Origin of the sequence: Phytoactinopolyspora halophila (genome assembly GCF_003287285.1) — a bacterium.
Taxonomy (GTDB): domain Bacteria; phylum Actinomycetota; class Actinomycetes; order Jiangellales; family Jiangellaceae; genus Phytoactinopolyspora_A; species Phytoactinopolyspora_A halophila.
On record NZ_QMIG01000047.1, the window covers coordinates 20,755 to 34,027 of the forward strand.

At 65.8% G+C, this 13,273-nt stretch carries 9 protein-coding genes and 1 pseudogene; 1 reads left to right on the plus strand and 9 read right to left on the minus strand.

From position 1 onward, the window contains the following. Window positions 1-5 precede the first annotated feature (5 nt). The 5 genes from DPM12_RS21870 to pdxR all read right to left on the minus strand — a co-directional run bounded on the left by DPM12_RS21870 (window position 6) and on the right by pdxR (window position 7,343). Window positions 6-434, minus strand: coding sequence for a hypothetical protein (locus DPM12_RS21870; RefSeq protein WP_112260473.1), 429 nt, complete (start codon window positions 432-434; stop codon window positions 6-8). Between the two features lie 88 nt (window positions 435-522). Beyond that, window positions 523-1,506, minus strand: a complete 984-nt coding sequence (locus tag DPM12_RS21875) for an SH3 domain-containing protein (RefSeq protein ID WP_211659227.1) — start codon at window positions 1,504-1,506, stop codon at window positions 523-525. Between the two features lie 172 nt (window positions 1,507-1,678). Further along, the gene (gene uvrB / locus DPM12_RS21880) at window positions 1,679-3,787 is read right to left on the minus strand and encodes an excinuclease ABC subunit UvrB (RefSeq protein WP_112260475.1); all 2,109 of its coding nucleotides are present in this window, start codon (window positions 3,785-3,787) and stop codon (window positions 1,679-1,681) included. Between the two features lie 413 nt (window positions 3,788-4,200). Next, window positions 4,201-5,736: a golvesin C-terminal-like domain-containing protein gene (locus DPM12_RS21885; RefSeq protein ID WP_112260476.1), complete on the minus strand. Its 1,536-nt coding sequence runs from the start codon at window positions 5,734-5,736 to the stop codon at window positions 4,201-4,203. 92 nt (window positions 5,737-5,828) lie between these two features. Then, window positions 5,829-7,343: a MocR-like pyridoxine biosynthesis transcription factor PdxR gene (pdxR, locus tag DPM12_RS21890; RefSeq protein ID WP_211659228.1), complete on the minus strand. Its 1,515-nt coding sequence runs from the start codon at window positions 7,341-7,343 to the stop codon at window positions 5,829-5,831. Between the two features lie 74 nt (window positions 7,344-7,417). Between pdxR and DPM12_RS21895 the strand changes: the two genes are divergently transcribed. Continuing rightward, complete coding sequence (locus tag DPM12_RS21895) at window positions 7,418-8,155, plus strand: pyridoxamine 5'-phosphate oxidase family protein (protein WP_211659229.1); 738 nt, start codon at window positions 7,418-7,420, stop codon at window positions 8,153-8,155. On the opposite strand, the gene coaE is transcribed toward DPM12_RS21895, so the two are convergent. The 4 genes and pseudogenes from coaE to DPM12_RS23355 all read right to left on the minus strand — a co-directional run. Beyond that, complete coding sequence (gene coaE, locus DPM12_RS21900) at window positions 8,094-9,299, minus strand: dephospho-CoA kinase (protein ID WP_112260481.1); 1,206 nt, start codon at window positions 9,297-9,299, stop codon at window positions 8,094-8,096. The two genes, DPM12_RS21895 and coaE, sit on opposite strands and share 62 nt — an antisense overlap. 56 nt (window positions 9,300-9,355) lie before the next feature. Further along, window positions 9,356-10,141 carry a hypothetical protein gene (locus DPM12_RS23705; protein WP_112260478.1) on the minus strand — a complete coding sequence of 262 codons (786 nt, stop codon included), beginning with the start codon at window positions 10,139-10,141 and terminating at the stop codon, window positions 9,356-9,358. A 174-nt stretch (window positions 10,142-10,315) separates the two neighbouring features. Then, on the minus strand, window positions 10,316-11,800 hold the full coding sequence (gene rpsA, locus DPM12_RS21910; protein WP_112260479.1) for a 30S ribosomal protein S1: 1,485 nt from the start codon (window positions 11,798-11,800) through the stop codon (window positions 10,316-10,318). A 1,115-nt stretch (window positions 11,801-12,915) separates the two neighbouring features. After that, window positions 12,916-13,273, minus strand: a pseudogene (locus DPM12_RS23355) (hypothetical protein); the annotation flags it as partial.

The following is a 13,273-nucleotide window of genomic DNA, read 5'->3' on the forward strand; positions in this document are numbered from 1 at the left end:
CGATGTCAACCGGCGCTGAATGCGGTCACGGATAGGGCGAGGCCGAGGCAGAACAGCGCCACCCCCGCGCCGAGAATCCAGAGCGTAACCTTCGAACCGTTCGCCTTCTGCGGCGGAGGACCGAGCGATCCATCGAGAAAGGGCCAGAGCGGCGGAAAGTACTCGAGCTCGGCGACACTATCGGGCCGTGTGGACACGCTCACCTCGGCCGGCCCCAGCTTGCGGGGAACGACATGGCGGACATACACGTGCACGTGGTGCTCGCCCGGCTCCACGGATAGTTCGTTCTGTCCCCACGTGGCTTTCCGCTCGCCCTCGTCGACGACGATACGAGGCCTGCCCCAGGTGGCCCAGCTGCTGCGGATCAGGTGGTGGACGTCGATAGTGATTGTCGACCGCTCCTGACCGGGCTCGCCGGAGTCGTTCGCGGACATACCTCACCTCGTCGACACGACGCGATCAGTGCGATGCTCTCGAAGCACGCCAGAAGATCGAAGCCGAGCTCGTGTCGTCGTCGTGACGTCAGAGCTCACCGGCGTCGCCGTAGACGGTGACGTGCACGTGGTCGTAGTGGTTTTCGGTCGCCGAGCCGCGATCCTCCATCCAGCGCCAGCCCTCGCTGCTGCGCTCGACAGTCCAGATCCGCTGCGCCCAGATGACCTCACTGACACCCAGCTCCTGATAATGCTCACGCACCCACTCCGCGATCTGATCGCCGAGTGACTGGTTCGACACCATGATATCGAGCGCACGTCCCTCACTGTGCTCGCCGCCGCCCGATCGCAGACCGCCGTACGAGGTGACGTCGGGGAACTGAGCGCACACCGCCCGGTGGACACGGACGGCGTCGGGAGTCAGTCCGGACTCGACCTCCGAGCCCGACTCGCACTCGGCCATCGAGAGGCCACCCTCCTCTTCCTCCTCTTCCTCGGCCGGCTCGGACTCGGACAGGTAGTCTCCGCTGACCCAGGCCGCTTCACCGCTGACGATGATCTCGACCCACTCGTCCTCGGACTCACCGGTGATATCGACCTCGGCACCCCGCTCAAGGACGGTCACGACGTCGGCATCGGTGCCAGGAGCCGTGCGCACGTTCAGGGTGGTCGTCACGTACCGCTGCCCGACCGGCGTGGGTTCGGGCTCGGGTTCCTCCGTTTCCTCCGTTTCCTCCTCTTCCTCCTCGGGCTCGGGCGTCTCGGTCTCTTCTTCCTCGGGCTCCTCGTCCTCTTCGGTCGGCTCCGGCGTGGGGGTGCCATTGGGCGCGGGCGCGAACTCGGACGGATCTGGCCGCGGAGCACGATCCGTCGAGCCTCGATCGATCGACGACTCTCGTTGGATCTCCGCCATTCCCGCTACGCCTTCCAGAGAGGGCGGCTCTTCCGCGGAATCCGGCCACACCGCCACCGCCGTCGGCACCGAGACGGCAAATACGGCCGGCACGACGAACATCACGCCCCGGCGGGAGCGTGCTGCGCTTTTGCCGTGTTTGGAGCGAGGCCTCGGCACGTGAGGATCACCTTACGTCGTTATTGTCCCGTTACCAGGTCGTAGGTAATCACGACTCGGGCATTCGACGCAAGAGCCGCACGTCACAGCATCCCCGTCATTCCGTGACCATGACCACCAGGTGGACACATTGCTCACGGTAGTGTTTGTGATCACAGGAGATGAGGAGGGGCTAGCCGACGCCTGCCTCGTGCATGCCGCGAAGCTCGCGCTTGAGTTCGGAGATCTCGTCACGCAACCGGGCGGCCAGCTCGAACTGCAGCTCCGTAGCGGCCGTATGCATCTGCTCGGTCAGCTGCTGGATCAGCTCGGCGAGATCCGCTGCTGGCATATTCGCCAGGTCAGCCGCGTGCGCGCCGGCCTCCGAACTGCTCTGCATGCCCGGAACCGGCGCCTTCCCGCGGCTGGCCGTCCGACCGGAACCCGAGATCAGCTCGTCGGTGTCGGCGTCCTCACGCGCGAGCATCTCGGTGATGTCCCCGATGCGCTTACGCAGCGGCGTGGGGTCGATGCCGTGCTCGGTGTTGTAAGCGATCTGCTTCTGACGACGACGGTTGGTCTCGTCGATGGCCCGCTGCATCGACGGCGTCACCGTGTCCGCATACATGTGAACCTGCCCGGAAACGTTTCGCGCGGCGCGGCCGATGGTCTGGATCAACGACGTCTCGGAGCGCAGGAACCCTTCCTTGTCCGCATCGAGAATGCTCACGAGGGACACCTCTGGCAGATCGAGCCCCTCCCGGAGCAGATTGATGCCGACGAGCACGTCGAACTCGCCCATACGCAGATCACGCAGGAGCTCGACACGTCGTAGGGTGTCGACCTCACTGTGCAAGTAACGCACGCGGACGCCGTTCTCCATCAGATAGTCGGTGAGATCCTCGGCCATCTTCTTGGTCAATGTGGTGACCAAGACCCGCTCGTGACGATGCGAGCGGCTGGTGATCTCGTGCATGAGGTCGTCGATCTGCCCCTTCGTCGGCTTCACGACGACCTCGGGATCAACCAAGCCAGTGGGCCGGATGATCTGCTCCACCACGCCATGGCTCTTGTCGAGCTCGTAAGAGCCCGGTGTGGCCGACAAGTACACGGTCTGCCCGACCCGTTCAAGGAATTCCTCCCAGCGCAGCGGGCGGTTGTCCACAGCACTGGGAAGCCGGAAACCATGCTCGACAAGTGTGCGCTTGCGGCTCATGTCGCCCTCGTACATGCCGCCGATTTGCGGCACGGACACGTGCGACTCGTCGATCACGAGCAAGAAATCGTCAGGGAAGTAGTCCAACAGGCAATGCGGCGGCGAGCCGGGCTCGCGGCCATCGAAGTGGCGGGAGTAGTTCTCGATCCCGGACGTGAAACCGACCTCGCGGATCATTTCGAGATCGTACGTGGTGCGCATCCGCAGCCGTTGCGCTTCGAGCAGTTTGTTCTGCCGTTCGAGCTCGGCCAGACGCTCTTCCAACTCGGCCTCGATGCTCCGCAGGGCGCGCTCCTGGGTTTCCGGCGCGGCGACATAGTGCGAGGCCGGGAAGACGTACATGAGGTCTTCCTCGCTGACGACCTCGCCGGTGAGCGGGTGCAGTGTCGTGATGCGCTCGATCTCGTCACCGAAGAACTCCACGCGCACGGCGAGCTCCCCGTACTGTGGGATGATCTCGAGCGTATCGCCACGCACCCGGAACGTACCTCGGGTGAAGTTGTGGTCGTTGCGGGTGTACTGGATCTCGACCAGGCGCCGCAAGAGTGCCTCGCGATCCCGCTCCTCGCCGGTACGCAACCACACCATGCGCTCGGAATACTCTTCCGGGTTACCGAGGCCGTAGATACACGAGACCGTGGCGACCACCACAACGTCACGGCGTGTCATGAGCGAACCGGTGGTGGAATGACGCAGCCGCTCTACCTCGTCGTTGATCGAGGAATCTTTCTCGATGTACGTATCGGTCTGCGGAACGTACGCCTCGGGCTGGTAGTAGTCGTAATACGAGACGAAGTACTCCACGGCATTGTTCGGGAGGAGCTCACGGAACTCCGTGGCTAGCTGGGCCGCGAGCGTCTTGTTCGGCTCGATCACGAGCGTCGGCCGCTGGAGCCGCTCGATCAGCCAGGCGGTCGTGGCGCTCTTTCCGGTACCGGTGGCACCGAGCAAGACGACGTCGTTCTCACCGGCCTTGATTCGCCGTTCGAGATCGTCGATCGCCTCGGGCTGGTCTCCGGATGGATCCCACTCGCTGACCACCTGAAACGGTGCGTCGCGGCGGGTGAATTCAGCGGTGGCGCGCATGTGTCCTACAGTACGCGCTCCCACCGACACCCGTCAGAATGATCATGCGCTGGAAGAGCGAGCCGCCGGAGACCTGGAAAGCCGCCGGACGCGAAAGACCGCCGGACGCCGAGGAGCGCCAGAGAACCGGAGAGCCGCCGAGCCGCCGGACCGCCGGACCGCAAAGGATCGCCGGATGCGACGGGCGCGGCTCGAGCCCCCCCCGATACGCTTTCTCGGGCCGTACCACGTCTACAGCCGTGTTAAGGCCCGAGAAAACGTACCAAACATGATCATTCGGAGGGCGGGGGTAGGTGAGCGCGACGAAGCGGCTGGGGTACGTGCCCGGGTGCGACGTACCCCAGCCGCTTCGTCGTGAGGAAGGTAGTGAGGAACGAGAGGGCAGGAAGGCGACTCCCCGCGCCCTCAGCTAATCACTCCAACCGCGAGATCCGGACGGCGTCCGCGATCACGTAGCCTTCACCGGACGTCCAGCGGCTCACGCCGACAACCTGCTGGTATCCGCCATCGAACGAGAACGTGCCCAGCCTGTGCCACTGGCCACCTCCCGTACGCTGATTGACGTGCACGCTCTGGTTGCCGCCGGACGCGGCCACCACATAGGGCGTTCTGTCGTTGTACCCGGAGTTGGCCGGGTACCAGGCTTCGATCCGGTACGTTCCGGCTTGGGGCAGGTCGGCCGAGTACCACGCCGGGTCGGACACCGGCTCCGGTGTGTTGAATCCGTACTCGTCGCCGTACTTCTGATCCGACCAGGACGAGAAGTCCCAGCTGTCTCCGGCACTGAAATCCGGCGAGGTGGCGTCGACGACGACGTCCCATACGACCTCGCCCTCGTCGTCCTCGTTGACGTATCTGATGTACTTGTTCCAGTCCCAGATCTGGCCCGGGCACGGCGTGGACGACACCTCGTTGTGCCCCACGATGTAATCCCTGGTCTTCGGGATGCCGTACTGGTCGCAGATGTAGCGGGTGAGGGCCGCCGAGGAGCGGTACATCTCCTCGGTGTACCACTCCGGCTCGTCGAACCATCCCTCGTGCTCGATGCCGATGCCGCGCTGGTTGTAGTACGAGTTGCCCGCGTGCCATGCGATGTCGCTGTGCCGGACCATCTGCGTGATCTGCCCGTCCGAGGAGCGGATGCAGTAGTGAGCGGACACGTTCGAACTCGAATTCTTGAACCACGAGATGCTGCCCGCATACGTCCCTTGCATCACATGTATGACGACGTAGTTGATCGGGTAGCTGCCGGGCCGGTTCGACGAGGTGTAGTTGCTCGAGTGCGCCGAATCCCAGCGCGCTCCGGGGTAGTCGACAGCACTTGACAGGATCCTCGGCCCGCTCGCCACTCCACTCCGGTCGGGCTCGACCGGTGTCGGATCGACGACGACACCTCTCTTGTCCACTCCCGTCCAGAGGGCGTCATACACGGCGTCCGCATACAACCGCATGACGGACGATTCGTCGGCTCCGGAGTAGCGCGCCACCACGGGATACCACGCCCCGAGGTCGCTGCGATCTCCACTGGACATACCGGCGTCGTCGGCGTACTCGCGGAGCACGGCAGCCGCGCCGTCGATGTTGACGCCGGCCTCGGCCTTCAGCGCACTCTCAGAGCGGCCGGTCAGTTCGGCCGCTTCCGGCAGCGTTTCGTGCGCTGAGTTCTTGACCAGGTGCATGATGCCGAAGCCGTTGGTCCTGCTCGGCTCGTCGTAGTTGTTCAGCCGCGTCTCCGCATAGCCGATCGCGACCAGAAGATCGCGAGGCACGCCGTGCTTGGCCGCAGCCGCGTCGAATGCTCGTGCCAGGCCACGAGCCGCCACTCGGGCATGCGCCGGAAGGGTGACTCCCGAGGTGCCGGCGACGGCTCCGAGGAGCGCGCCGCCTCCCAGCATGAGCGCACGGCGGCGACTGAAAGCCCGGGACGTGGACGAGGGGTCTGGGGGCATAGATTCCTCCTCCAGGTCGAAGTATTTATGGGGTGGATTGGAATATATTCGCAAAATTGCGCCTCGTCGACCCCCTGAAGGAGAATTCTTTTCTAACGGTCACCCCCGTCACCATGAAGTAGCCGGGGGGAATCTGAACCCAATCCCGCTTGCACGGCAGCAAGCAACGCCCGAACTCCACGTTCGAGTTCCGCGCGCTCGGCAGGACCCCCATAACCGAGAGTTACACCCGCCACCTCCGGAGAGTCGGAACAACATCGAGACAGGCTATCGATGCCGACGCCGTTTTCTCGCGCGACATCGACGATTCGGCTTTCGAGCTCCACATCACCGAGCGGAACTGCCACATGCGCGCCTGCTCGATCCCCCATCACCTTGTGCCCGCTCTCCTCGAGCATCCGGACCACCAGCTCGCGCCGCGCCGTCAGCTCCCGGCGGACACGGCGGAGGTGGCGAGCGAGATCACCGCTCTCGGCCAGCGCCACGAGCACCTGCTGGCCGGCGGGTGCGGGCGAGGCCCCGGCCATGAGCCGACGTTCCAGGATCGCATCGGCCACAGCGGGAGGCGCCACCATCCACCCCACGCCCAGCGTTGGTGAAACGATCTTGCTGGTCGTGCCGAGATGAACGACGACGTCGGAGCCGACCGAGGCCAGGACCGGCAGCGGCGCGACGTCATGGCGCAGTTCGCCGTCATAGTCGTCCTCGATGATCCACACACCACGCTGCCGCGCCCATTCCACCAATGCGACGCGCCGATTCGCGGGCAATCTGGCACCCAGCGGATACTGATGCGCTGGCGTGCAGTAGACCGCCTGGACACCCTCGGGAAGCGCCTCGACCACCAGGCCATCGCGATCCACCGGCATCGGCCGAACATTCAGACCGGCCACCCGAAACGCCGCCACCACCCGTGCGTAGCCGGGTTCTTCAACGGCGACGGTATCACCGGGCCGCAGCACGGTCGTGGCCAGTTCTCCCACCGCAGCCGTGGTTCCCGACGTCGCCAGGACGGTACTTCCCTCGACCGCCAATCCACGATGGCGTAGCAGGTGTTCCTCGACCACGCTCCGGTACGCCAGCAGCCCGGCCCGCCTCGGGTGCCGGTCCGGAGGCGCGTCCGCCGCACGCCGCCACGCCCGGCGCCAGACGTGTGCGGGCAGGCCGGCGACCCAAGGCACCCCCGGTCCGAGATCGATGTCTACGTCGGGCTCGCCACTTCGATCGGGCGCACCACGTGCCGGTACGGGACCCGACCTCGGCGCCCGGCTCTCCGGCGGCAGGTTCCCCGTCGGCGGGCTCCCCGGCGGGCTCTCCAGAGTCGAGCTCTCCCGCAGTGACGGCGGGATCGCCGACGACGGCGCCGTCGCCACGAACGTTCCGGAACCGTGCCGCGCGACAATCCACCCTTCAGAATAGAGCTGTTCATATGCCGCTGCGGTGACGGTACGGCTGACTCCGAGCCCCGCCGCCAGCTCGCGCGTCGATGGCAACCGGTCGCCCGCGCTCACGATGCCCTGCGCCGCCGCCCCGCGCAGCTGGTCGGCCACTTGGCGAGACAGCGGAGTCGGCGCGGCCCGGTCAAGGATGATCGGCACATCTGTCATGATCGAAAGTGGCATTCCGGAATCGTCGACAATTGGACGTTCCAGAATGCCATGCCGGGCGACATCCTGGAATCGTGACCGATCGAAGCCGCACGACATCGACGACCACCGGCCAGGACGTGCCCCTCTCCCCCACGCCACGCAGCGTGATCAAACGCGGACGCGAGCGCGCACAGACTGACCGCGCGCAGCTCTACGCCGTTCTGGATTCCTGTCTCGTGTGCCATCTCGGCATCATCCACGACGCCGCTCCCGTGGTGCTGCCCACCGGCTATGGCCGCGAGGGCGACACTCTCTATCTGCACGGCTCCACCGGCTCGGCAAGCCTCATGGCCGCCTCCCGGGGCGTCCCGGTCAGCGTCGCTGTGACCCGCCTGGACGGCATCGTCTACGCGCGCTCGGTGTTTCACCACTCCATGAACTATTCCAGCGCGGTGATTCACGGCGTCCCCGCACCGGTCACCGATCCAGAAGAGAAGCTGCACGCGCTCCGCGTCGTCACCGAGCACCTGGCGCCCGGCTCGTGGACCCACGCTCGCCAGCCCACCCGAAAGGAACTGGCGGCCACCGCCGTGCTGGCGCTCTCGCTGCACGACGCATCGGTGAAGCTGCGTTCTGGGCCACCCGGCGACGATGACGACGACGTCACCGGCCACGACGGCTGGGCCGGCGTGCTTCCCTTGCATCACATGTGGGGCACGCCCGAGTCGTGTCCCCTACTACCCGACGACGTGCCCGTGCCACCGCACGTCACGCGGCGGTCCACCCCGTCTCCGCCGCCCACCGATCCGCACGCTGCAGCGCACCGGTGATCCACGGAGTCTTGTCAGCCGCGTAGTCGTCGATGGTGGTGTACGTGCTCGCGGCCAGATCCCGCTTCAACGCGGCGTACTCCGCCACAGCCGCGGGTGTCGCTCGTAGCCAATCCCGCAGCAGCAGCACGTCTCGCCAGGCCGGCGACTCCTTCGGGCGGATGTGCACGTTCACCGCCCGGGCCGGGTCGGCATTCACGGCGAGCGCCTTGGCGAGCGTGCTGCCATCGCGCCCGGTGTCGACGCTGCCCCCGGGCATGCCTGCAGGCATATCCCGCGCAACCGGCACGAGACCGGCATCGAGCAGCTCTGCGGCCATCGCCTCCGCCGCGTCCACGTCGTCGACCACGACCTGGAGATCGATGACGTCCTTGGCCGGCAGGCCCGGCACGGCAGTGGAACCGACGTGATCCACGCGGTGGGCACGCCCCCCGGCGACGTGCTGGATGCGCGCCGTCAGCCGCGCAGCCTCCTCTGGCCAGCGTGGATCCGCGTCGACGATCACCGGTTGCGACGGTCGCGCGGCCGGACGACGCCGCCGGCAGTTCTCCTCGAACGGAACCAACCGGGTACGCCACAGATCGTCGACGTCGGCCAGCGTCTGCTCGACCGCTCCGGAATTGTCCAGCCACACGTCGGCTACCTGGCGCCGCTCGTCGTCATCGGACTGCGCCCGAATCCGCGACCACGCGTCTCGCTCATCCATACCGCGATCGCCCGCCAGCCGCCGCAGGCGCTGCTCCTCAGTTGCCCCGACGACGATGACCAGCGGGTACGCCGGCGCGAGACCGTTCTCGACGAGCAGTGGTATGTCCTCGACGACGATGGCGTCCGCCGGGGCTCCGGCCACTATCTCCCGTCGCCTCTCGTGGACACGCGGGTGGATGATCGCGTTGAGCGCCGCACGACGCTCGTCGTTCCCGAACACCAGTTGGCCGAGCGCGGCACGGTCGAGCGTGCCGCCGTCAGTGATCACGCCGCTTCCGAACTCCTCGATCACTGCTTCGAGCCCATCAGTGCCCGGCGCCACCACCTCTCGTGCGAGCTCGTCGGCGTCGATCACCAGCGCGCCGTGCTCCCCTAACCGGCGAGCCACCGTGGACTTTCCCGAACCGATTCCACCGGTCAGTCCGACGCGCAGCATGGGCCGCATCGTATCGTCCGGCCAGGAACTCCCGCGATGACACCTCGCGGGGTTGGTCAGGAATCGTCGGCGTCGCCGTCACCACCGTCGCCGTCGTCGGCATCGCCCTCGTCGCCGTCGTCGTCGGGATCGCCCTCGTCGCCGTCGTCGCCGTCGTCCGCGTCGTCGGCGGCATCCTCGGTAGGAGGCGAATCCTCGACATCGAGCAACTCGCCGGCAAGTTCGAGGATCACGACCACTTCGGCGTCCTCGGGCACCAAATCACGCATCAGCGTGATCACGTAGGTCCGAACACCTTCGGCAACGATGAACGTAACCTCGTCATCGCCGGCAAGCAGATATCCCTCACGCCCGCCGATCGTCTGTGGTTCGACATCACGCGACGTCGCACCCAGCGTGGTGTCGATGCGCCCGGCCGCGGTTTCCTCGTCAACATACGAACTGACCGCGATCTCGACAGCTGGCTGGGGATCTTCCTCAGGTGACGGGGACGGAGATGCCGTCTCATCGGCCGTCGGCACCCCATACATGCAGGTGAGCCGCCCGGTCCTGCCGGAACTTTCGAGGAAGTCGTCGTTGTAGATCCGGCGGGTCTCACCATCCAGCGAGGCCTGCACGATCTGCACGACGCGGCCGGCGGTGAAAAGCTCGGAACACTCGAACGGAACGGAGACATCCGATTCGTCGGGTGTGGGCTCGGTCGTCTCCGCGGCATCGGTCTCCGTGGAGGTCTCGTCTGGAACCTCTGGGACTTCAGGCTCTTCGCGTTCGGTGCATCCCGCCACAACCAGCGCGGCCGGAATCACCGCCGCACCGATGGCACGTCGCAGAACTAGAGTCACGGGCCAAAGATACATCGTCGATGCGCTGACGCAGCAGCCCCGTGAGCTGCACCTTTAAAGGATCTTGGGACATACGCCGACGCTCCGGCGCCACCATCGAAGGGGCGCCGGAGCGTCGATGATACAGGTCGAGCGTGGCTGCCGGACCTCGTCCAAGAGTGAGTGTCCCCGGAATCAGTCTCCGGTCAGCTTCTCCCGGAGTGCCTGCAGCGCTTCGTCGGAAGCGAGGGTTCCCTCGTCGACCTTCGGCTCGGGCTCCTGCGACGCGTACTCCGTCGGGTTCTCTTCCCGGGCCTCGGCATCGGCCTCCTGCGCGCTCTGAATCTGCGCCTTGTGAGCCTCCCAGCGCGCGTGGGCCTCGGCATACTGCCGTTCCCATTCGGCGCGCTGCTGCTCGTAACCGGGAAGCCAGTCGTTGGACTCGGGGTCGAAACCTTCGGGGTACTTATAGTTGCCGTGTTCGTCGTAGTCGGCTGCCATGCCGTAGAGCGTCGGGTCGAAATGCTCGGTGACATGTTCGGCCGTCTCGCCCTCGTTGGCCTGCTTCAGCGACAGCGAGATGCGGCGACGCTCCAGGTCTATGTCGATGACCTTGACCATGCAGTCCGAGCCGACCTCGACGACCTGCTCGGGTACCTCCACGTGCCGCTCAGCGAGCTCGGAGATGTGCACCAGGCCCTCGATGCCGTCCTCGACGCGGACGAACGCACCGAACGGCACCAGTTTGGTGACCTTGCCCGGCACGATCTGCCCGATCTGGTGAGTACGGGCGAACTGCTGCCAGGGATCCTCGAGCGTTGCCTTGAGCGACAGCGAAACACGCTCGCGGTCCATGTCGACCTCGAGGACCTCGACCGTGACCTCCTGGCCGACCTCCACAACCTCGGACGGGTGGTCGATGTGCTTCCAGGACAGCTCGGACACGTGCACCAGACCGTCGACACCGCCGAGATCCACGAACGCACCGAAGTTCACGATCGAGGAAACCACACCCGAGCGGATCTGGCCCTTCTGCAGAGTCTGCAGGAACGTGGAGCGGACCTCGGATTGCGTCTGCTCAAGCCAGGCGCGGCGCGAGAGGACGACGTTGTTGCGGTTCTTGTCCAGCTCTATGATCTTGGCCTCGATCTCCCGGCCGACGTAGGGCTGCAGGTCCCGGACACGCCGCATCTCCACGAGGGAGGCAGGCAAGAAACCACGCAAGCCGATGTCGAGAATGAGGCCACCCTTGACGACCTCGATGACGGTGCCGGCCACCACACCGTCGGCTTCCTTGATCGCCTCGATCTTGCCCCAGGCGCGCTCGTACTGGGCGCGCTTCTTCGACAAGATCAGTCGACCTTCCTTGTCCTCCTTCTGCAGGACAAGGGCCTCCACCTCGTCGCCGACGGCGACGACCTCGTGAGGATCGACGTCGTGTTTGATCGAGAGCTCACGGGAAGGGATCACGCCCTCGGTCTTGTAACCGATGTCGAGCAGGACCTCGTCCCGGTCGACTTTGACGACGGTTCCGGACACGATGTCCCCGTCATTGAAGTACTTGATGGTCTCGTCGATCGCGGCGAGGAAGGCCTCCGCGGACCCAACGTCGTTGACTGCTACCTGCGGGGACGCAGGGGCCTTGGCAGTGGGGGTATCAGCCTCGATGCTGCTCGTCATGTGGTAGCGGGCTCCGGAAAAATCTGATCTCGTACCTTAACGCCACGGGCCCTTTGTATCGCCGTGCCGAGGGACGGAAAACTTGCTTGTAAACAACCGGCCGACCGACATGAACGAGCGCGAGCCTGCTCGGTCCGAGGTCGCGCAGGCCCACAGCGCAAAGCAAAGGTTACCTGCCCGCAGGCCGCAGGGTCAATTATGTCCTGCAGAACAGATACTGACGCCAGCGTGACTCCATGTGTCAGGCATGCGCCCGACATGTCCAAGCGTTGTGTCTCGTACTTTACCAATCCATCAGCTCCACAGTCGTGCCGGGATGCGTCCTCCGGGATGGGACTCCCCGTACCCGAGACACCTCGCCGAGAGGGGGCTCACCGCGAGCGGCTCCCTACGAGCGGGCACCCCCGCGAGCGGCTCCCCACGGCCGCACTCCCCTCCGACAGGGCTCGCCGAGAGGGGTTCCCCACGGCCGGCTCCCCACCGACAGGGCTCCTCACCGGCAGGGACGACACGTCCGGGATCAGCATTTTCGGATACTCGACCGTCCGTCGCGCAACGGACACTGGCTCCGCCCGCAATGCACGCCGGGCCCTCGCGCCGTGCACGCCGATGCGCCACACCGTGCACGCTGGTTCCACCCGCCATGCACGCTGGCTCCACCCGCCGTGCACGTTGGCTCCTCGTCCATAGACCCGTGTAAGCGCTTTCCAGCGTGGACTCAGCGTGCACGGCTGGCGATCTGCGCACTCGCAGCCGCCGAGGGCAAGGAAGTTACAGCTACACGAGGCAAACACAGCACGTCGAGCGGCGGTCGAGTGGCGGTCGAGCAGCGGTCCAGCGGCAGTCCAGCGGCGGCCAAGCGGCGGTCGAGCAGCAGTCCAGCGGCGTAAGGGAACATGGACACGCCGATTTCCCCTGTTCGGGGCTACCAAGCTGCCCCCTTCAGAGGCACTGTGCTCACATCACGCGTCGGAACCGGGACGAACGCGCGAAACGAGTAGCTGGATGCGGATGAGTTGGCCGACGTGGCCGCGCTCCGGAATGCCGACGATCGGATGAGAGACCAAGACCGTCAAGATCGTCGCCGAAGCGCTTTCGCTCGACGAGCCGGTCTGTCAGTCTTCTTCACCCGGTTCTGATGGTGAGCGTCGAGGGGTCTCGTCCGGTGCAGACGACTCGCTGGACTTGGGCTCTTCTGGGTGATCGGGTTCTTCGGTGGAGTCCGAGTCATCGGCCCCGTCACCGCACTCTTCTGGATCAGGCGACTCCTCGGATTCAGGCTCGTCCGATTCAGAATCCCCGGACTCGGGGTCGTCAGACTCGGGCTCCTCATCCTCCGGTTCGTCGTCCGACTCCCTGAGCACCTGTGGGCATTCCGGAGGTTCGGGTGACTCGGGCGAATCGGTCGGATCCGGCGACTCCGTGGGCTCCGGCGACTCCGTGGGCTCCGGCGACTCCGTGGGCTCCGGCGAC

Coding starts and splice junctions, on each gene's coding strand:
- coaE (WP_112260481.1), bottom strand. CDS start 9,299: ATGCTGCGCGTCGGACTGACCGGTGGAATCGGTTCGGGAAAGTCCACG.
- DPM12_RS21870 (WP_112260473.1), bottom strand. CDS start 434: ATGTCCGCGAACGACTCCGGCGAGCCCGGTCAGGAGCGGTCGACAATC.
- uvrB (WP_112260475.1), bottom strand. CDS start 3,787: ATGCGCGCCACCGCTGAATTCACCCGCCGCGACGCACCGTTTCAGGTG.
- pdxR (WP_211659228.1), bottom strand. CDS start 7,343: ATGACAGATGTGCCGATCATCCTTGACCGGGCCGCGCCGACTCCGCTG.
- rpsA (WP_112260479.1), bottom strand. CDS start 11,800: ATGACGAGCAGCATCGAGGCTGATACCCCCACTGCCAAGGCCCCTGCG.
- DPM12_RS21885 (WP_112260476.1), bottom strand. CDS start 5,736: ATGCCCCCAGACCCCTCGTCCACGTCCCGGGCTTTCAGTCGCCGCCGT.